Annotated in this window: 18 protein-coding genes; 10 read left to right on the top strand and 8 right to left on the bottom strand. The window is 73.2% G+C overall.

Annotation, left to right across the window (positions count from 1 at the left end; all coding sequences use genetic code 11):
- The first annotated feature begins 55 nt into the window (after positions 1 to 55).
- The 5 genes from rimO (at position 56) to IF00_RS44400 (ending at position 3,771) form a co-directional block, all read left to right on the top strand.
- The gene (gene rimO / locus IF00_RS0138165; RefSeq protein ID WP_030326333.1) at positions 56 to 1,582 is read left to right on the top strand and encodes a 30S ribosomal protein S12 methylthiotransferase RimO; all 1,527 of its coding nucleotides are present in this window, start codon (positions 56 to 58) and stop codon (positions 1,580 to 1,582) included.
- Positions 1,579 to 2,253 (top strand): CDP-diacylglycerol--glycerol-3-phosphate 3-phosphatidyltransferase, encoded by a 675-nt coding sequence (pgsA, locus tag IF00_RS0138160; protein WP_030326332.1) that lies wholly within the window; start codon positions 1,579 to 1,581, stop codon positions 2,251 to 2,253. Before rimO ends, pgsA begins: the two co-directional genes overlap by 4 nt.
- Positions 2,250 to 2,771 (top strand): CinA family protein, encoded by a 522-nt coding sequence (locus IF00_RS0138155; RefSeq protein WP_030326331.1) that lies wholly within the window; start codon positions 2,250 to 2,252, stop codon positions 2,769 to 2,771. The genes pgsA and IF00_RS0138155 overlap by 4 nt, the downstream gene beginning before the upstream one ends.
- Before the next feature lie 109 nt (positions 2,772 to 2,880).
- Complete coding sequence (locus tag IF00_RS0138150; RefSeq protein WP_030326330.1) at positions 2,881 to 3,264, top strand: helix-turn-helix domain-containing protein; 384 nt, start codon at positions 2,881 to 2,883, stop codon at positions 3,262 to 3,264.
- A 237-nt stretch (positions 3,265 to 3,501) separates the two neighbouring features.
- Positions 3,502 to 3,771, top strand: coding sequence for a hypothetical protein (locus IF00_RS44400; RefSeq protein WP_078945022.1), 270 nt, complete (start codon positions 3,502 to 3,504; stop codon positions 3,769 to 3,771).
- Here IF00_RS44400 and IF00_RS0138145 read toward each other — a convergent pair.
- From IF00_RS0138145 to IF00_RS0138135, 3 genes are all read right to left on the bottom strand, one after another.
- Positions 3,719 to 4,618 carry an SDR family NAD(P)-dependent oxidoreductase gene (locus tag IF00_RS0138145; protein ID WP_425338358.1) on the bottom strand — a complete coding sequence of 300 codons (900 nt, stop codon included), beginning with the start codon at positions 4,616 to 4,618 and terminating at the stop codon, positions 3,719 to 3,721. The two genes, IF00_RS44400 and IF00_RS0138145, sit on opposite strands and share 53 nt — an antisense overlap.
- Complete coding sequence (locus IF00_RS0138140; protein WP_030326328.1) at positions 4,619 to 5,440, bottom strand: Fpg/Nei family DNA glycosylase; 822 nt, start codon at positions 5,438 to 5,440, stop codon at positions 4,619 to 4,621.
- Between the two features lie 103 nt (positions 5,441 to 5,543).
- A complete protein-coding gene (locus IF00_RS0138135; protein ID WP_030326327.1) occupies positions 5,544 to 10,193 on the bottom strand; it encodes an Lhr family ATP-dependent helicase in 4,650 nt (1,549 codons plus the stop codon).
- Positions 10,194 to 10,304: 111 nt separating this feature from the next.
- On the opposite strand from IF00_RS0138135, the gene IF00_RS0138130 reads away from it, so the two are divergent.
- The 3 genes from IF00_RS0138130 to IF00_RS0138120 are packed head-to-tail and all read left to right on the top strand — an operon-like array spanning position 10,305 to position 12,206.
- Entirely contained in the window at positions 10,305 to 11,150 is an 846-nt protein-coding gene (locus IF00_RS0138130) for an AraC family transcriptional regulator (RefSeq protein WP_030326326.1), read from the top strand.
- 10 nt (positions 11,151 to 11,160) lie between these two features.
- Positions 11,161 to 11,901 carry an AzlC family ABC transporter permease gene (locus IF00_RS0138125; RefSeq protein WP_030326325.1) on the top strand — a complete coding sequence of 247 codons (741 nt, stop codon included), beginning with the start codon at positions 11,161 to 11,163 and terminating at the stop codon, positions 11,899 to 11,901.
- Positions 11,898 to 12,206: an AzlD domain-containing protein gene (locus IF00_RS0138120; protein WP_030326320.1), complete on the top strand. Its 309-nt coding sequence runs from the start codon at positions 11,898 to 11,900 to the stop codon at positions 12,204 to 12,206. Before IF00_RS0138125 ends, IF00_RS0138120 begins: the two co-directional genes overlap by 4 nt.
- Before the next feature lie 55 nt (positions 12,207 to 12,261).
- Here the strand turns inward: IF00_RS0138120 and IF00_RS0138115 are convergent, their stop codons facing one another.
- Positions 12,262 to 13,191, bottom strand: coding sequence for a hypothetical protein (locus IF00_RS0138115; RefSeq protein WP_030326318.1), 930 nt, complete (start codon positions 13,189 to 13,191; stop codon positions 12,262 to 12,264).
- A 79-nt stretch (positions 13,192 to 13,270) separates the two neighbouring features.
- Here IF00_RS0138115 and IF00_RS0138110 point away from each other — a divergent pair, with 79 nt between their 5' ends.
- A complete protein-coding gene (locus tag IF00_RS0138110; RefSeq protein ID WP_030326317.1) occupies positions 13,271 to 13,465 on the top strand; it encodes a DUF3046 domain-containing protein in 195 nt (64 codons plus the stop codon).
- Between the two features lie 405 nt (positions 13,466 to 13,870).
- Entirely contained in the window at positions 13,871 to 15,028 is a 1,158-nt protein-coding gene (locus IF00_RS0138105) for an AI-2E family transporter (protein ID WP_078945023.1), read from the top strand.
- Between the two features lie 9 nt (positions 15,029 to 15,037).
- Here the strand turns inward: IF00_RS0138105 and IF00_RS0138100 are convergent, their stop codons facing one another.
- The 4 genes from IF00_RS0138100 to IF00_RS0138085 all read right to left on the bottom strand — a co-directional run bounded on the left by IF00_RS0138100 (position 15,038) and on the right by IF00_RS0138085 (position 19,302).
- Positions 15,038 to 15,817: a cytochrome d ubiquinol oxidase subunit II gene (locus tag IF00_RS0138100; RefSeq protein WP_030326313.1), complete on the bottom strand. Its 780-nt coding sequence runs from the start codon at positions 15,815 to 15,817 to the stop codon at positions 15,038 to 15,040.
- 41 nt (positions 15,818 to 15,858) lie between these two features.
- Positions 15,859 to 17,187, bottom strand: a complete 1,329-nt coding sequence (locus IF00_RS0138095; RefSeq protein WP_030326312.1) for a cytochrome ubiquinol oxidase subunit I — start codon at positions 17,185 to 17,187, stop codon at positions 15,859 to 15,861.
- Positions 17,188 to 17,350: 163 nt separating this feature from the next.
- Positions 17,351 to 18,019 carry a response regulator gene (locus IF00_RS0138090; RefSeq protein ID WP_030326310.1) on the bottom strand — a complete coding sequence of 223 codons (669 nt, stop codon included), beginning with the start codon at positions 18,017 to 18,019 and terminating at the stop codon, positions 17,351 to 17,353.
- Positions 18,016 to 19,302, bottom strand: a complete 1,287-nt coding sequence (locus IF00_RS0138085; RefSeq protein WP_030326308.1) for a sensor histidine kinase — start codon at positions 19,300 to 19,302, stop codon at positions 18,016 to 18,018. Before IF00_RS0138085 ends, IF00_RS0138090 begins: the two co-directional genes overlap by 4 nt.
- Positions 19,303 to 19,443: the final 141 nt, after the last annotated feature.

Genomic DNA, 19,443 nt, shown 5'->3' with positions numbered 1-19,443 from the left:
CGCAGGTGAACCCTGCGCGACGGGGCAACGGCCGGGACGAAGTAGTCTTGAGTCCATGCCCGAACGCCGTACCGTCGCCCTTGTCACTCTTGGCTGCGCCCGTAACGAGGTGGACTCGGAGGAGCTCGCAGGCCGCTTGGCAGCGGACGGCTGGGAGCTCGTCGAGAACGCCGAGGACGCGGATGTCGCCGTCGTCAACACCTGTGGATTCGTCGAGGCCGCCAAGAAGGACTCCGTCGACGCCCTCCTCGAAGCCAATGATCTGAAGGACCACGGCCGCACCCAGGCCGTGGTCGCCGTCGGCTGTATGGCCGAGCGATACGGCAAGGAACTCGCCGAAGCCCTCCCGGAGGCCGACGGCGTCCTGGGCTTCGACGACTACTCCGACATCTCCAACCGCCTCCAGACCATCCTCAGCGGTGGCAGTGTCGAGGCCCACACCCCGCGTGACCGGCGCAAACTGCTGCCGCTCTCGCCGGTGGAGCGCCAGGCGGCCGCCGCCGCGGTCGCCCTCCCCGGTCACGGCGTCGTGGACGCTCCGGCGCCCGCTCCGGCCGCCACCCCGGCCTCCGCACCCGAGGACGTGCCGAGCGACCTGCCGGACGGTCTCGCGCCCGCCTCCGGGCCGCGTGCGCCGCTCCGCCGGCGTCTGGACACCAGCCCGGTCGCCTCCGTGAAGCTGGCCTCCGGCTGCGACCGCCGCTGCTCCTTCTGCGCCATCCCCTCCTTCCGCGGCTCCTTCGTCTCGCGCCGTCCCTCGGACGTGCTGAACGAGACGCGCTGGCTCGCCGAGCAGGGTGTGAAGGAGGTCATGCTGGTCTCCGAGAACAACACCTCGTACGGCAAGGACCTCGGTGACATCCGGCTCCTGGAGAGCCTGCTGCCCGAGCTCGCCGCGGTCGACGGCATCGAGCGCGTCCGCGTCAGCTACCTCCAGCCCGCCGAGATGCGCCCCGGCCTGATCGACGTCCTCACGTCGACCGACAAGGTCGTGCCGTACTTCGACCTGTCCTTCCAGCACAGCGCTCCCGACGTGCTGCGGGCCATGCGCCGCTTCGGCGACACCGACCGCTTCCTGGAGCTTCTGGAGACCATCCGCTCCAAGGCCCCGACGGCCGGTGCCCGCTCCAACTTCATCGTCGGCTTCCCCGGCGAGACCGAGGCGGACTTCGCCGAGCTGGAACGCTTCGTCACCCACGCCCGGCTCGACGCCATCGGTGTCTTCGGCTACTCCGACGAGGACGGCACCGAGGCCGCCACGTACGAGCACAAGCTCGATCAGGACGTCGTCGACGCCCGCCTCGCCCACCTCTCCCGGCTTGCCGAGGAGCTCACCGCGCAGCGCGCGGAGGAGCGGATCGGAGAGACCCTTGACGTACTGGTCGAGTCCGTGGACGACGAGGACGGCGTGATCGGCCGCGCCGCGCACCAGGCGCCCGAGACCGATGGTCAGGTGGTCCTCACCACGGCCGGCGGTACGAGCCCCGACCTGGCTCCGGGCCGTATGGTCATGGCGAAGGTCGTCGGCACGGAGGGCGTCGACCTGGTGGCCGAGTGTCTTTTCGAGGAGGCAGGCAGATGACCGGAGTCCCGGCATCCGCGACGGGCGGGACCGGTAGGCCGGCGCCCCGCGGCAAGCTGGGCACGGCGGCCGTCAACCAGGCCAGCCTGTGGAACATCGCCAACATCCTGACCATGATCCGGCTCGTGCTCGTGCCGGCCTTCGTGCTGCTGCTCTTCCAGGACGGCGGTCACGACCCCGCATGGCGGGCCTGGGCCTGGGCGGCGTTCGCCGTCGCCATGATCACGGACGTCTTCGACGGGCACCTCGCCCGTGCGTACAACCTGGTCACGGACTTCGGGAAGATCGCCGACCCGATCGCCGACAAGGCGATCATGGCGGCCGGGCTCGTCTCGCTGTCCACGCTCGGGGACCTGCCCTGGTGGGTGACCGGCGTCATCCTGGCCCGCGAGCTGGGGATCACCCTCATGCGGTTCTGGGTGATCCGTCACGGGGTCATCCCGGCCAGCCGCGGCGGCAAGATGAAGACGCTCGCCCAGGGCACGGCCGTCGGCATGTACGTGCTGATGCTCACCGGGCCGCTCGCCACCCTGCGCTTCTGGGTGATGGCGGTGGCCGTCGTGCTGACGGTCGTCACCGGTCTGGACTACGTCCGCCAGGCGGTCGTGCTGCGCCGCAAGGGGCTCGCCGCCGAGCGGGCCGCCGCGCGGCCGGAGACGGCGACGCGATGACCGAGGCCGCCCGGGTGCTGGCGCTGCTCGCGGAGCGTGGTCACACGCTCGCCGCGGCGGAGTCGCTCACGGGTGGACTGGTGGCCGCGGAGCTGACCGGAGTGCCCGGTGCCTCGGCCTCCTTCCGGGGGTCCGTCACGGCCTACGCCACAGCCCTCAAGCAGGAGCTGCTCGGTGTCGACGCGGCCCTGCTCGCCGAGCGCGGAGCGGTGGATCCCGAGGTCGCGCTGCAGATGGCGGCCGGTGTACGGGTTCGGCTCGGCGCCCACTGGGGGATCTCGACGACCGGGGTCGCCGGGCCCGATCCGCAGGACGGACATCCGGTCGGAACCGTCTACGTGGCGGTCGCGGGACCCGCCGCGACGGGCGCCCGCGCCGGGAAAGTGCTCTCGTTGAGGTTGAACGGCGACCGCGCGGACATCCGTAGAGAGAGTGTGCGGAGCGTGCTGGAACTGCTCCACGAGGAACTCTCGGGAAATGCGCGGGCACAGGATACGGAACACAACGGGGGGAATTGATGTTTGCAGCCCTGAGTGAACACGACATCGCTCCCCGCACGGCCGCAGCGCGAGGCGGTACGGTGGGGCGTGAAGGATGCGGCTACGCGGTCCGAGGAGGGAGCCACCGATGATTCTGCTCCGTCGCCTGTTGGGTGACGTGCTGCGTCGGCAGCGCCAGCGCCAAGGCCGTACTCTGCGCGAAGTCTCCTCGTCCGCCCGAGTCTCGCTCGGCTATCTCTCCGAGGTGGAGCGGGGGCAGAAGGAGGCTTCCTCCGAGCTGCTCTCCGCGATCTGCGACGCGTTGGACGTACGGATGTCCGAGCTCATGCGTGAAGTGAGCGACGAGCTGTCACTGGCCGAACTGGCCGAGTCGGCAGCGGCGAGCGAACCGGTGCCGACGCCGGTACGCCCGATGCTCAATTCGGTGTCGGTGACGTCGGTGGGCCGTGTGCCCACCGAGCGGGTGACCATCAAGGCGCCCGCGGAAGCGGTGGACGTCGTCGCCGCCTAGTCGTCGCCGTACGAAGCGATACGGGGTCGAGCCTCGGTCGGTGTCCCTTCGGGGGCGTCGGCCGGGGCTTTTCTCCTGCTCCCACGAGGTGGGGCGCATTGCCTGAGATGCCGGGTTCCGGTGCCTCGTGCCATGGTGGGGGGAACGTACGACTGGGCCGTGTGCGCCGGGTTTGCCTCCGGTGCGCCCTCCCGCAGGGTGATCCTGCCGGTCTAGCGTCGACGGCAGGAGGCGGCCATGGTACGGCGACGGATGCCGCCGGCGACGCTCGCGCTGGTCGCGATCGGGCTGGTGGCCGGGGGGCTCTGGTGGTGGGCGGTGCTGCGCCTGCTCCTGATGCCGGGGGAGGCCGGCACGGTCGAGGGCGCCGTGGCCGCGGGCGGCTGGGGGCTGAGTCTGCTGCCGGTGCACGTGGCCGCCTCGTCGGGACGGCCGGGCGTCCTCGCCCGGCGGATCACCAGGGCATCGCGACGCCGCCGTTGGGGCGCAGGATCTGGCCTGTCGTGAACGCGGACGCGTCGGACGCGAGGTGCAGGACGGCGTGCGCGATGTCCTCGGCCTCCCCGACCCGGCCCAGCGGCGAGTGACGGATCATCGCGGCTTCCGCCTGTTCCTGGGCGGCCGGCTCGTGGCGGTCCGTCATGGGGGTGCGGATCCATCCCGGGGCGACCGCGTTGACCCGGATGCCGTGCCGGCCCGCTTCCGTCGCCAACGTCTTCGTCAGCTGCACGACGGCCGCCTTGGTGACGCTGTAGCAGAGCAGGCCGGGGCTGGCGGTGTCCATCGCGCCCGAGGCCATGGTGACGATCGAGCCGGGGACGCCGGCCGCGATCATCGAGCGGGCCGCCTCCTGGCAGGCGTAGAGCACGCCCTTGAAATTGACTGCGAGCACGCGGTCCAGGTCCTCGTCGCGGGTCTCCAGGACCGAGCTCGTGTGCATGATCCCGGCGACGGCGGCCATGACGTGGAGGGGGCCGGCCGCACGGACGGCGGCGGCGAGGGCGGCGCGGTCGGTGACGTCCAGCGGGTGCGCGTGCGCCGTGCCGCCCTCGCGGGCGATGAGGGCGACCGTCTCCTCAAGGCCGGGCTCGTCGCGGTCCGCGCAGTGCACGGTGGCGCCCGCCTGGGCGAGGAGGACGGCGGTGGCGCGGCCGATGCCACTGCCGGCGCCGGTGACGAAGGCCGTGCGGTGGGTGAGGTCGTAGGCGAGGAGGGGTGGCCTGTTCGTCGCGGTGGCGGTGGCGGTGGCGGTCGCGGTCGTCGTGGCCGTGGCCGTCGTCGTGGCCGGAGCGGTCGTCGTGTTCGCCTTGTCCGTCATGGTCGGACCGTACGACTGGATCTGACGGGTCGTCAATTACCGGGTGGGATCGGGTGAGGCCTCGTTGGCGGGACCTTGTTGGCAGCCGGGGCACCAGAACGTGACCCGGTCGCCGAGTTCCGCCTTGCGGATCGGGGTGCCGCAGCGGAGGCAGGGACGACCGGCGCGACCGTAGACGTGCAGCGGAGTGCCCGGGCGGCGGGTGGTCGTCGTGCGGCGGTCGGGGCGGTCCTTGTTCGCGTCCAGGAGACGGTGGGCGGTCGCGACCAGGCGGGCGGGGACGTCCGGGCTGAGATCGCCGACCGCGAGCCAGGGCGTGACGCCGGCCAGGAAGGCCAGCTCCGACTTGTACACGTTGCCGATGCCGGCCAGGTTCCGCTGGTCCAGCAGGGCCTCGCCGAGTGCGCGAGCGGGGTCCGCCGTCAGTCGGCGGGTCGCCTCCTCGGCGGCCGTCGCGCCCCAGTCGGGGCCCAGCAGGTCCGGGCCCAGGTGGCCCACCGTGTCCGGCTCGTCGGCGGTGCGGATGAGTTCCAGAACCGGGAGACGGTAGCCGTACGCGGTGTGCTCGGCGTTTCCGAGGATCGCGCGGATCTGGTGGTCCGGGCCGCCGTGTGGGCGCGCCCCGGTGGCGTACACCCGCCAGGCGCCGTCCATCCGCAGATGGGAGTGGAGGGTGAGACCGCCCTCGATGCGGGCGAGGAGGTGCTTGCCGCGGGGGGTGACGTCCAGGAGCGTGCGGCCGGTCAGGTCGGCGGTGGCGAAACGGGGGACTCGGAGGTCCGCGCGTGTCAGTGGCCGGCCGGCCAGGGCGGTGTGGAGGCGGTGGGCGGTCTGCCAGACGGTGTCTCCTTCGGGCACGGTTCCATGATGCCGGGTGGCTGGGTCTTGTGCGGGTGCGGGTGCGACGTGTGGGTGCGTGCGGGAGCTGGAGCTGGTGGCTGTGCTCGGGCGGGGGAGCTGCCTACGCGCGGAGGCGGAGGCCTCTCGGGGTGGCGACGAAGCCCGCCTTTTCGAGGGGGGCGGCCAAGGGGGACGTCAGGGACGTCGCTCCGTTGACGCGCTCCACCGTCACCGTGCCCAGGGTGCCCGCCTTCGCGGAGGTCGCCAGGGCTTCCGCGGCGGCCTTCAGGGCCGGGTCGTCCGGGTCCGCCGGCCAGGACAGGAGCGTTTTGCCGCCGCGCTCCATGTAGAGCGTGAGTTCGCCGTCGACCAGCACCACCAGGGCACCCGCCTTGCGGCCCGGCTTGTGGCCGGCGCCCGTCGGGGGCTCGGGCCAGGACAGAGCCGCCCCGTAGGCGTTCGCCGGGTCCGCCGACGCGAGGACCAGCGCGCGCGGGCCCGCCGCGGCCTCCGCCCCGCGGTCGCGGGCGGTCGCGGCGGCCCGGAGGCGGTCCACCGCCCCGTCCATCGCGAACTGGGCCGCGCCCAGACCCTCGACCACATAGCCGCGCCGGGCCTGCCCGCTGTCCTCGAAGGCGGCCAGGATCCGGTACGTGGCGGAGAAACCGCCCTCCACGCCCTCGGCCGCCACCGCGCCCCGGGTGACCACGCCGTGCCGGTCGAGGAGGGTGCGGGCGAGGGCGTGCGCCCGGTGGGTCGGCTCCGGTTCCGGCGGGGGGAGCAGGGACCAGCGGCCGGAGACGGTGGGCGGGCCGGTGCGGGAGGCGGTGCGGGCGGCCGCGGTCAGCGTGCCGTACCGGCCGCGCGGGACCGTGCGGCGCGCGCGGTGGGCGGTGGAGCCGGCCGTGCGGCCCGAGCCGAGGAGCGAGCGCAGCGGGGCCAGGGTGTCGTTGGTCAGACGGCCGGACCAGGCCAGATCCCAGAGGGCGTCGGCCAGCTGCGGGTCCGTGGCGTCCGGGTGGGTGGTGGCCCGGATCTGGTCGGCGATCTGCCGGAAGAACAGGCCGTAACCGCCGGAGAGGGTCGTGAGCACAGACTCGTGCAGTGCGGAGAGCTCCAGGGGGTGCGGCTGCGGGAGGAGCAGCGGTGCCGCGTCCGCCAGGTACAGCGAGACCCAGCCGTCCTTGCCGGGCAGCGCCCCGGCTCCCGCCCAGACGACCTCGCCGGTGGTCGTCAGCTCGTCGAGGAGCGCCGGGGAGTAGTCGCGGACCCGGGACGGCAGGATCAGCTTCTCCAGGGCGGAGGCGGGCACGGGTGCGCCCTGGAGCTGCTCGATCGCGCGGGCGAGGCCGTCGATGCCGCGCAGGCTGTTGCTCCCCAGGTGCTGCCACTGCGGCAGGAAGGTGGCGAGCGCCGCAGGGGGCACCGGCTCCAGTTCGTGGCGCAGGGCGGCGAGGGAGCGGCGGCGCAGCCGGCGCAGGATGGTGGCGTCGCACCACTCCTGGCCGATGCCGGAGGGATGGAACTCGCCCTGGACGACGCGGCCCGAGGCGGCGAGCCGCTGGAGGGCGCCGTCGGTGACGGCCGCGCCCAGGCCGAAGCGGGTGGCGGCCTGGGAGGAGGTGAACGGGCCGTGCGTCCGCGCGTACCGCGCGAGGAGGTCGCCCAGCGGGTCCTTGACCGGCTCGGTGAAGGCCTCCGGCACGCCGACCGGCAGGGCCGTGCCCAGGGCGTCCCGGAGCCTGCCCGCGTCCTCGACGGCCGCCCAGTGCTCCCGGCCGCCGATCCGCACCCGGATCGCCCGGCGTGCCGCCCCGAGCTCGGGCGCCCAGCCCGCCTCGGCGCCGCGCTCGGCCAGCCCGGCCTCGGTCAGCGGGCCCAGGATCCGCAGCAGGTCGGCGACGCCCTCCATGTCCTTGACGCGGCGGTCGTCCGTCAGCCACTGGAGCTCCCGCTCCAGCTCCGTCAGGACATCGGCGTCGAGCAGCTCGCGCAGCTCCGCCTGGCCGAGCAGCTCGGCGAGCAGCCGGGAGTCCAGGGAGAGCGCGGCGGCCCGCCGCTCGGCGAGCGGGGAGTCGCCCTCGTACAGGAACTGCGCCACGTAGCCGAAGAGGAGCGAGCGGGCGAACGGGGACGGTTCGGGGGTGGTGACCTCGACCAGGCGGACCCGGCGGGCCTCGATGTCCCCCATCAGCTCCGTCAGACCGGGGAGGTCGAAGACGTCCTGAAGGCACTCGCGGACGGCCTCCAGGACGATCGGGAACGAGCCGAACTCGCTCGCCACCTGGAGGAGCTGGGCCGCGCGCTGCCGCTGCTGCCAGAGCGGGGTGCGCTTGCCGGGGTTGCGCTTGGGCAGCAGCAGGGCGCGCGCGGCGCACTCGCGGAACCGGGACGCGAACAGTGCGGAGCCGCCCACCTGGTCGGTGACGATCTGACCGATCTCGCCCTTGTCGAAGAGGGCGTCGGCCGCGCCGACGGGCGCCTTGTCGGCGTCGAACGTCGTGTCGAGGTGCCGTCCGGGGTCGACCGGCTCGTGGTCGAGGAGGTCCAGGCCCATGTCCAGGCCCATCAGGTCGGCGTCCGGGAGGCGCAGCACGATGCCGTCGTCCGCGTGCATCACCTGCGCGTCCATGCCGTACCGCTCGGCCAGCCGCGCGCCGAGCGCCAGCGCCCACGGGGCGTGCACCTGCGCGCCGAACGGGGAGTGGATGACGACCCGCCAGTCGCCGAGCTCGTCCCGGAACCGCTCGACCAGGATCGTCCGGTCGTCGGGCACGTGGCCGCAGGCCTCGCGCTGCTCCCTGAGGTACGCCAGGACGTTCTCCGCGGCCCAGGCGTCCAGACCGGCGGCGAGCAGCCGCAGCCGCGCGTCGTCGTCGGAGAGGGCGCCGACCTCGCGGAGAAACGCGCCCACCGCCCGGCCCAGTTCGAGTGGACGGCCCAGCTGGTCGCCCTTCCAGAACGGCAGCCTGCCCGGCACCCCGGGGGCCGGCGTGACGAGCACCCGGTCCCGGGTGATGTCCTGGATCCGCCACGAGGTGGTGCCGAGGGTGAACACGTCGCCGACCCGGGACTCGTACACCATCTCCTCGTCGAGCTCCCCGACCCTGCCCCCGCCCTTCTTGGGGTCCGAGCCGACGAGGAACACGCCGAAGAGGCCCCGGTCCGGGATCGTGCCGCCCGAGGTGACGGCGAGCCGCTGCGCGCCCGGTCGCCCCGTGACCGTGCCGGCGACCCGGTCCCAGACCACGCGCGGGCGCAGCTCGGCGAAGGCGTCCGACGGGTACCGGCCGGCGAGCATGTCCAGCACGCCCGTGAACGCCGATTCGGGCAGCGAGGCGAACGGCGCCGCCCGCCGCACCAGGGCGAGCAGGTCGTCCACCTGCCAGGTGTCGAGCGCGACGAGGGCCACCAGCTGCTGGGCCAGGACGTCCAGGGGGTTGGCGGGGATCCGCATCGACTCGATCGCGCCCGTGCGCATCCGCTCGGTGACCACGGCCGCCTGCACCAGGTCGCCCCGGTACTTGGGGAAGACCACGCCCGTCGACACCGCGCCGACCTGGTGCCCCGCGCGGCCCACGCGCTGGAGGCCGGAGGCCACCGAGGGCGGCGACTCGACCTGCACGACCAGGTCGACCGCGCCCATGTCGATGCCCAGCTCCAGGCTGGAGGTGGCCACCACGGCGGGCAGCCGGCCCGCCTTCAGATCCTCCTCCACCTGGGCCCGCTGCTCCTTCGACACCGAGCCGTGGTGGGCGCGGGCGAGCAGCGGCGGGGCGCCCTGGGCCGCGCCGGACTGGGCCATGATCTCCGCGGGAGGAGCCCCGTCGGGGAGCGCTTCGCCGGTCGCCCGCTCGTACGCGATCTCGTTGAGCCGGTTGCACAGGCGCTCGGCGAGCCGGCGGGAGTTGGCGAAGACGATCGTGGACCGGTGGGACTGGACGAGGTCGGCGATCCGCTCCTCGACGTGCGGCCAGATCGACGGCTTGTCGCCGCCGTCCTTGCCTTCGGAGGCGGGGGAGCCTCCCAGCTCGCCCATGTCCTCGACGGGGACGACGACGGAGAGGTCGAACTCCTTGCCCGACCGCGGCTGCACGATCTCCACGGCGCGCCCCGGCGACAGGTACCGGGCCACCTCGTCCACCGGGCGGACCGTGGCCGACAGGCCGATCCGGCGCGCGGGGCGGGGCAGCAGCTCGTCGAGCCGCTCCAGGGAGAGGGCCAGGTGCGCGCCCCGCTTCGTGCCCGCGACCGCGTGGACCTCGTCCAGGATGACCGTCTCCACGCCCGCGAGGGCCTCGCGGCCGGCGGAGGTCAGCATCAGGAACAGCGACTCGGGCGTGGTGATCAGGATGTCCGGCGGCCGGGTCGCAAGCGACCGGCGCTCGGCCGGCGGGGTGTCGCCGGAGCGGATGCCGACCCGGATGTCCGGCTCGGCAAGCCCGAGCCGCACCGACTCCTGCCGGATTCCGGTCAGCGGCGAGCGCAGGTTCCGCTCGACGTCCACGGCGAGGGCCTTGAGCGGGGACACGTACAGCACGCGGCAACGCTTCTTCGGCTCGGCCGGCGGCGGTGCGGAGGCGAGCCGGTCGAGGGAGGCGAGGAAGGCGGCCAGGGTCTTGCCCGAGCCGGTCGGAGCGACGACGAGCACGTCGGAGCCCGCCCCGATGGCGGTCCAGGCGCCCTCCTGCGCCGCCGTGGGCGCGGTGAAGGCCCCGGTGAACCAGCTGCGGGTCGCGGGGGAGAACGAGTCGAGCGCGGACCTGACCATGTCCCCCATCGTGCACCCCCGCACTGACAACCGCCCGGACCTGGGGATATCCGGACCGGCATGTCCGCGCGCACCATGACGGCCCCCTCGGCCCTGCCGCAGAATGGAGACATGGCGAGTGGGGAGCGGGCACGGTACTGGCAGTACTCCGAGCTGCCCGGGGTCGACCTGCTGCACGCCCACTACATCCAGAAGGCCTTCGCCCGGCACACCCACGAGACCTTCGTCTTCGCCGCGATCACCGAGGGCGTCGAGGCCTTCCACTACCGCGACGATCTCGTCCACGCGGGCCCCGGGCAGATCGCCCTGGTGAACCCCGACACTCCGCACACCGGCCACGCGGGCGTGCCCGAGGGCTGGACGTACCGGACGATCTACCCCGACGCGGAGATCGTCCGGTCCATCGCCGCCGACACCCTCGCCCTGCGCGGCTCGGTCGGCTTCACGACGCCCGTCGTGGACGACCCGTACGCCGCCCGGCTCGTCGTCGGCGTCCACCGGGCCGCGGAGGAGGGCAACGCGCTCGCGGCCGACAGCCTGCTCCGGCTGGTCACCGCCCGGATGCTGCGCAGCCACGGCGGGATCGTCACCCCGCTCCCGCCGCGCTCGGCGGGCGCCCGGAACGCGGCACGCGCGCGTGCCGTCCTGGAGGACCGCATGAGCGAGCCGCCGACCCTGGAGCGGCTCGCCACGGACCTCGGCACCAGTCCCTTCGCCCTCCTCCGGGCCTTCCGGGACGCGTACGGGATGCCGCCGCACACCTGGCTGACGGACGCGCGCGTACGGCGGGCCAGGCAGCTGCTCGACACGGGGACGCCGCCGGCGGAGGCGGCCGCGGCCGTCGGCTTCACCGACCAGTCGCACCTCAACCGGCATTTCACCCGCAGCGTCGGGGTGCCGCCGGGGGCGTACCAGCGCGCAAGAACGTACAAGACCGGGCCGCCGGGGCTGCCGTAACGTCCCTGACGTGGCAGAACAGACAGCACCTCCCGTCATACGCGACGGCACACCGACCAAACCCGACGCGGCCGTCGTCCGCGACGCCCTCGGGGTCGGCGTCGCCGTCGGGCTCTCAGGCTTCGCCTTCGGCGTGACCTCGGCGGGCTCCGGCCTCAGCGTCCTGCAGACCTGCGTCCTCAGCCTGCTCGTCTTCACCGGCGCCTCGCAGTTCGCTCTGGTCGGAGCGCTCGCAGCCGGCGGCAACCCCTTCACGGCGGCCGCCGGTGCCTTCTTCCTGGGCACCCGGAACGCCTTCTACGGGCTGCGCCTCTCCCAGCTCCTCGCCGTGCCGAAGGCCGTCAGGCCGTTCGCCGCGCACTGGGTGATCGACGAGACCACGGCCGTCTCCCTCGCGCAGCCGACCCGCCGGGCCGCCCGCATCGGCTTCACCGTCACCGGACTCACGCTGTACGTCCTCTGGAACGCCACCACCCTCCTCGGGGCGCTCGGCGCCGAGGCGATCGGCGACACCGCGGCCTGGGGCCTCGACGCGGCAGGACCCGCCGTCTTCCTGGCCCTGCTCGCCCCCATGCTGAAGTCCGCGACCGAGCGGGCCACCGCCGGGATCGCCGTCCTGCTCGGCCTCGGACTGCTGCCCGTGCTGCCCGCCGGCGTCCCGGTCCTCGCGGCAGCCCTCGCGGCGCCCCTGGTGCTCTGGTTCCAGGGCCGCCGGATGGGCCCCACCGGACGAGAGAAGGACTCCCGATGAACGTCTGGATCGCGATCGCCCTGACCGCCGCCGGGTGCTACCTGGTGAAGCTGACCGGCCTGCTCGTACCCGCCGGAGCGCTGGAGCGCCCGCTCGTCCAGCGGCTCGCCGCCCTGCTGCCCGTGGCGCTGCTCGCCGCGCTCACCGCGCAGCAGACGTTCGGCATGGGCAGCACCGTCGTCCTGGACGCCCGCGCCGCCGGTCTCGCGGCGGCGGCGGTCGCCCTCGTCCTGCGGGCACCGTTCCTGGTCGTGGTGGGCGCGGCCGTCGCCGTCACGGCGGGGGTACGGGCCCTGGGCTGGTGACCTCCGGCGAAGCGTCTCCGACCGAGGGGGCCGGTGTTCGGACCGCCTCCCGAGGTCATTCGAGCGGGCGGCCGTGGGCGCGGAGCGTGCGGAGGGCCTCGACCGTGATCATCGGACGGCACTCCAGAGCGGTGCCGGGGGCCCAGGTGCGCCAGCGGATCGGCCAGCCGCCGTCCTCCTGCTGGTCGGCCGCGAGCCGGTCGAGGGAGCGGGTCATCTCCTCCTCCGTGAACCAGCGGGTCGCCAGCGAGTCCGGCACGCGCGCGTAGTCGTGCGGGAAGTGCCGCTCCCCCGGCGCGTACCCGTCCGCCACCGGGTAGTCCTCCTCCCGGCCCGGGTCCAGTACGGCGAGCCGTTGCTCCCGGACCATGCGCCCGAGGCGGTCGGCGGCCGCCTCCGCACGCGCGCGGTCCGGGGCCCCGTCGAGGAAGGCGACGGCCGCCTGGACCTCGTACGGGTGGGACTTCTCCAGGGACTCCACCGCCGACCAGCAGAACTCGGTGGCCCGGAACAGCCACGCGTGCCAGACCTGGTTGCGGTGCAGCACCCCGACCACCGGGCCGGTCGTGAGCAGCGCGCTCGGCGGGGAGTCGACGACGGGGACGAACGGCGCGGACGGGTAGGCGCGCTGCGACGGGTGGATCGCCGGGAGCGCGCCCTCGTGGGTGGAGACGTCCGTGAGGTAGCGGCAGATCCGCTCCACGCGCAGCCCGCCGCAGCGGCCGATGGAGTCCAGCACCCGCAGCGCGTGCGCGGTGTGCAGGGGCTGGCTCACCGGTCCGCGGAGATCGGGTTCGAGCGCGTGGCCGTAGCCGCCGTCCTCGTTGAGGTACGCCGAGAGCGCCGTCTCCACCGGATCCGCGCCACCGCGCAGGAAGTGGTAGGCGAACCGGCGCTGTTCCAGGACCCGGGCCGTCAGCCAGACGAAACGCTCGGCGCGGGCCAGGGGGGTCGCTGACGGGGAGGAGAGTGGTTTTTCGGCCATGCTCCGACCGTAGGGCGGAAAGTCGCGGTGACAAGGGCTACGGAGCGGGCTGCACTCTTGGGAGCGGGATACTGGGGTCATGCGGTTGACGATTTTCTGGGAACGGATGGCGGACCACTTCGGTGCGTCCTACGCCGAGTCCTTCGCGCGTGACCATGTGATGGCCGAGCTCGGAGGCCGGACGGTGCACGAGGCCCTGGATTCCGGCTGGGAGACGAAGGACGTGTGGCGGGCCGTCTGCGCGGCCGTCGACGTACCCGCCGAGAAGCAGTGACCGGACGGTCGCCGGGCGCTCTCCGTGTGCTCTCCGGGCAGTCCGCTCCGCCGCTCCGCCGCAGAGCGCACCTGACCGTGCCGGTCACGGCAGGTGACCGAAGGGGATGTGGGGGGTCCGGGGTGGAATGTCCGTGCGGTGCGCGAGACTGACGGGGTGGCTCCTCCGACTGACGACACCGATGACACCGACGGCTCCGGCCTGACCGCATCGACGGGTTCGACCGGTTCGACCGGATCGAGTGCCGCGACCGGACCGACCGGACCGACCGGACCGACCGGACCGACTGCACCGGGCGCACCGGCCGAATCGACCGGACCGACCGGCTCCGCCGTGGCGACGGCGCCGGGCGGCAGAGGCGACGGCGGCGGTCCCGCGCCCGTGTCCGCCGCCCAGGCGGCCCGCATGCCGCGGTGGCTGCCGCGTGCGATCGTCCTGGCCCTCGCGCTCTACTCCGTCTTCCTTCTCGGCAACTGGGCCTTCCACCAGCTCGTCGGCCTCCTCGTCAACATCCTGCTCGCCTTCTTCCTCGCCCTCGCCATCGAACCGGCGGTCGGGCGCATGGCGGCGCGCGGGATGCGCCGGGGGCTCGCCACCTTCATCGTCTTCTTCGCCGTCCTGATCTTCAGTGTCGGCTTCGTCGTCCTCCTGGGGTCGATGCTCGCCGGCCAGATCGTGGACATGGTCGAGAACTTCCCCAAGTACATCGACTCCGTGATCAACTGGATCAACCAGACCTTCGGCACGGATCTGTCGCGGGTCGAGGTCCAGGACAGCGTCCTGAGCTCGGACTGGCTGCAGAAGTACGTCCAGAACAGCGCGTCCGGCGTTCTCGACGTCTCCGCCACCGTCCTCGGCGGCCTGTTCCGGCTGTTGACGATCTTCCTGTTCTCGTTCTACTTCGCGGCCGACGGGCCCCGGCTGCGGCGCGCGCTCTGCTCCGTCCTGCCGCCGGCCCGGCAGGCCGAGGTGCTGCGGGCCTGGGAGATCGCGGTCGACAAGACGGGCGGCTATCTGTACTCGCGCGGACTCATGGCCCTCATCTCCGGTGTCGCGCACTTCGTGCTCTTCGAGATCCTCGACGTGCCGTACGCGCCCGCGCTCGCGGTGTGGGTGGGCCTGGTATCGCAGTTCATCCCGACCATCGGCACCTATCTGGCCGGCGCGCTGCCGATGCTGCTCGCCTTCACGGTGAACCCCTGGTACGCGCTGTGGGTGCTCGGATTCGTCGTGATCTACCAGCAGTTCGAGAACTACCTGCTCCAGCCGAAGCTCACGTCGAAGACGGTGGACATCCACCCGGCGGTGGCCTTCGGTTCGGTCATCGCGGGGACGGCGCTGCTCGGTGTCGTCGGCGCGCTGATCGCCATCCCGGCCGTCGCCACCCTCCAGGCCTTCCTCGGCGCCTATGTGAAGCGGTACGACGTGACGGACGACCCGCGCGTCCACGGTCACCGAAGGTACGGGGAGGCCGTGGTCGCGCGCTTGCAGAAGGCCCTTCACCACAAGAGGGAGAAGGAGCAGGAGGAGGAGAACGCCCGGTCCCGGCCCGAGGACTCCTGAGCCTGCCTCTCAGAGGTACGACGGCCCGGCGACCCGGTGCCGGAACGTATGCCAGATCCATGCCTGGACGGCCACGAGCAGCGGTGTCACGACCAGCAGGGCGGGCACGAGCAGGCCGAGCGTGGCGGGGGACGCCGCCCGCTCGGCCAGCGGCAGCGCGGTGCCCGCCCAGAGCGGAAGCCCGCCCATCAGGACCGCGGTGAGCGCGAAGGACTGCCAGGGGCGCCCGGCGCGTCCGACGAGCCGGCGGGCGCGCTCGTACGGCAGTCCCGTGAGCCGGAGCGTGGCGAAACCGAGCCCGTGCGCGGTGAACAGCGCGGCCACGGCGAGCGCGGTGAGGAGGGCCGTCGCTCCGGTCGCCGGCACGTACGGGCGCCCGGTGAGCAGGGCCGCGAGCAGCCACCCCCAGGACAGTGCGACGGTCCAGCTCCCGCAGGTCACGGCCGCGTCGCAGGTGGCGCGCCAGCGCGGACCCGGACCGCGGCCGCGGGACCAGAGGCCCGCGTCGCGGACGATCCAGCCGGTCAGCAGGGCCACGAGGACCGGGAACTGGCCGCTCAGGAGTTCGCCTTCGAGAGCGGGGAAGCAGCCGACGAGGACGCCGACGGTGGCCACGAGCCAGACCTCGTTGCCCAGGAAGAACGGGGCGAACGAGGCGAGGACCAGCCGCCGCTCACCGTCGCTCCGGCCGAGCCAGGGCGTCAGCATGCCGGTGCCGATGTCCGCCCCGGCGAGGACGAACCAGCCCGCCGCGAAGAAGGCGAGAAGGGCGATGGCCAGGGTCTCCACGGGGGCTCCTCGGGCTTCCTGGGGGGAGGGGGAACGGGCGTTCAGTAGCGGGGGGCCGGGAGGGTGTCGGCCGCGTCGGGTGTTCCGCCCTCGCCGGTCGTCCCGTCCCCGTTCCCGCCCTCGCCCGCGGTGGGGCGTTCGTCGCGGCCGAGACCGGCGTCGACCGGGCCCCGGCGGGCGTGGCGGGTGAGGAGCCAGGCGTTGAGGACGGCGAGCAGGACGAAGACCGTGGTGAAGACGGTGAGGGAGAGGCGCATGGTGCCGGGGGAGAGGTCCGAGACCGCGTCCTCCGTCTTCAGCAGTCCGTAGACCACCCAGGGCTGCCGCCCGGACTCCCGGAACACCCAGCCGCTGATCATCGCGAGGTACGGCAGAGGGACGGCCGCCATCAGGACGAGATGCCACAGGCGGAACCGGAAGACGACCTTCCTGAAGGCGGCCAGGATCACCCCGGCGAAGCACAGGTACATCATCAGCGCGAAGCAGATCAGCATCACCAGAGCGCCGCCCCGGGTCCATGCCTCCGAGGGCACGTAGTCACCGGGTCCGAAACGTTCCGTCAATTCTGCCTGGACCCGTGCGATCTCCGCTGTCTTCCCGCTGAACACGGCCGACTTCATCGGCTGGAAGGCGTCGAGGACGGCGAACTGCACGCCGCCGAAGACGGCGGTCACCATCAGCGCGGGCGCCGAGAGGAACACCCCGATGCGCAGGCTGCGGCCGAAGAACTCCCACTCGGGACTGCGCCGGAACAGGTGGTACGCGCTCACCCCGGCCATGAAGAACCCCGCCGTGAGCAGCGCGCCCGCCACGATGTGCCCGAAGGCGAGCAGCGCGGAGGGGTTGGTCAGCACCGCGACCGGGTCGTCCAGGACGAGCTCGCCGTTCTCGGAGCCGTACCCCACGGGGTGGTTGAGGAAGCCGTTGGAGACGAGGATCCAGTACGCCGAGACGTACGCGGTCAGGACGACGATCCAGATCGCCGCCAGGTGGGCCCAGCGGTTGAGCCGGTTCCAGCCGAAGATCCACAGGCCGAGGAAGGTCGACTCGACGAAGAACGCCACGATCGTCTCGACGGCGAGCGAGGCCCCGAGGATGTTGCCCGCCTCGTGGGTGAGCCCGCTCCACGTCATGCCGAACTGGAACTCCATCACCAGACCGGTGACGATGCCGACCGCGTAGTTGATCACGTACAGCTGGCCCCAGAACCGCACCATGCGCGCGTCCAGCGGCTTCCGGCTGAAGGTGGCCCGCGTCTGGAGCACGGCCACGACCGTCGCGAGCCCCAGGGTGAGGGCGACGAAGAGGAAGTGGCCGCCCGCCGTGAGGGCGAACTGCAGCCGCGCGAGATCGAGTACGTCCTGGTTCACCCGATCAGCGTCGGCGTACGGTCAGGGGCCCGGCGTCACCCCCGGGTGGACAGTGGCCGTACCCCAGCGGTTGTGCCTGCCCACGCGCGCGTACCCCGTGAGTTGTGCCGAGCGGTTCCCGCCACCTAGAGGTCGGGCCGACGCCGAGAGGGCCCGTCCTCGGTCAGGCCAGCCAGCCCGGCGTGATCATCCCGGACTCGTACGCCAGGATCACCAGCTGCGCCCGGTCCCGTACGGCCAGCTTGGTCATGATCCGGCTGACATGGGTCTTCGCGGTCGCGGGGGACAGGACGAGGCGGCCGGCGATCTCGTCGTTCGAGAGCCCGGCGCCCACCAGACCGAGGACCTCCCGCTCCCGCTCGGTGAGGGCGTTGAGCCGGGGGCTGGGGTCCGGCTGCCGGTCGGCCCGGCCCGCGAACTCGGCGATCAGACGGCGCGTCACGGCCGGGGCGATCAGGGCGTCGCCGCGCGCCACGACCCGTACCGCGTGGAGCAGTTCCATCGGCTCGGTGTCCTTCACCAGGAAGCCCGACGCGCCCGCGCGGAGCGCCCCGTACACATGGTCGTCCGCGTCGAAGGTGGTCAGGATGACCACCCGGACCCCTTCGAGCCGCACGTCGGCGGTGATGCGGCGCGTGGCCTCCAGGCCGTCGAGGACCGGCATGCGGATGTCCATCAGGACCACGTCCGGGCGCAGTTCGCGGGCGAGCGCGATCGCCTGCTCCCCGTCCCCGGCCTCGCCGACGACCTGGAGGTCCTCCTCGTCGGAGAGGATCGACCGGAAGCCGGCCCGGACCAGGGTCTGGTCGTCGGCGAGCACGACGCGGATCATCGGGGGTCCCCCTCGGAGGCGTCGCTGTCGGACGCGGTGGGTTCGGGTGCGGTCGGTTCGGACGCGGTGGGTCGTCCGGGCGTGCCGGGTTCCGGCAGCGGCAGTCGCGCGTCCACCAGGAAACCGCCGTCGTCCCCATTCTCGGCGGTCAGCTCGCCGCCGAACGCACGGGCCCGCTCGGCCATGCCCCGGATGCCGCTGCCCAGGGGACGACCCTCCGGCGCGCCCTCGCCGTCGTCCGCGATCCGCAGCCGCACCGCCTCCGCGCCCCAGTCGAGGGTGATCCGGACGGTCCTTGCGCCCGCGTGGCGGGTGACGTTCGTCAGCGACTCCTGCACGATCCGGTACGCGGCCAGGTCGACGGGCGGCGGAAGGGGCACGGGCGTGCCCGTGACATCCGTGCGGACGTCGAGGCCGGCACTACGCGCGCGTGCGGCGAGATCGCCGAGGAGCGCGAGACCCGAGGACGACGGCGCCGTAGGCGTCGCCTCGTCGGCACGCCGCAGCACCCCGAGGGTGGCCCGCAGCTCGCGCAGCGCGTCCTTGCTGGTGGACTTCACCGCCTCCAGGGCCTCGGTGGCGGTGGCGAGCCCCGCCTCCGGAGCGGGCCCCTTGCCGAGGCGGTGGAGCGCGGCACCCGACTGGACGTTGATCAGCGAGATGCTGTGGCCGAGCACGTCGTGCACCTCCCGGGCGATCCGCAGCCGCTCCTCGGTGGCGCTCTGCCGGGCCCGGGCCTCCTGCTCGCGCTCGGCGGCCAGCGCCCGCTGCTCCACCTCGTGCAGATAGGCGATCCGGGTGCGCTGGGCCCGCCCCACCGCGACGAGGCTGATCAGCCAGCCGGCCAGCATCACGAGCGAGGTGTCGTCGATCTGCCGGTGCCCCGGCCGCTGCCGGATCTCGCCGAGCCCGACCGCGAGGAGGGTCACGGCGGCCAGCGCGACGGCGGCGGCGAAGCGGCCTTCCGCGGCGGTCGTGTACAGCGCGAGCGCGAAGGCGATCATCAGCGGGCCGTCCTGGGCGGACAGCGGGTAGTAGACGACGCAGGCGAGCAGCGTGACGACGGAGACGGCGACCGGCTGTCGCCGCCGGAAGTACAGGGCTCCGCACCCGATCAGGATCAGCACCCAGCCGAGCACCGTACGGACGGTGGGCTCGCTCGCGTACTGCGCGGAGACGAGCGTCCAGACGGCGACGACGAGCAGGACGGCACCCGCCACGACGGCATCGGCGGCCCGTGGCGAAAGACGCCCGCCGCCCGGGGAACGGAGGGGGAGGGGCATGCGTCGAAGGATAGGCGGGGGACGGTTCGTGGGGGCGGCAGTGCGCGGGCCGGGGGCCCCGCGCGCGTCCGGCGAGGGGAGGAGCGCCCAGCGGCCGAGGAGGAGCAGGGCGCCCCCCGCCACGACGGCATCGGCGGCCCG

Origin of the sequence: Streptomyces flavochromogenes (genome assembly GCF_000717595.1) — a bacterium.
GTDB classification, from domain to species: domain Bacteria; phylum Actinomycetota; class Actinomycetes; order Streptomycetales; family Streptomycetaceae; genus Streptomyces; species Streptomyces flavochromogenes.
Note: the sequence above shows the minus strand (reverse complement) of the source record. Positions and strands in the feature narration are given on the sequence as shown.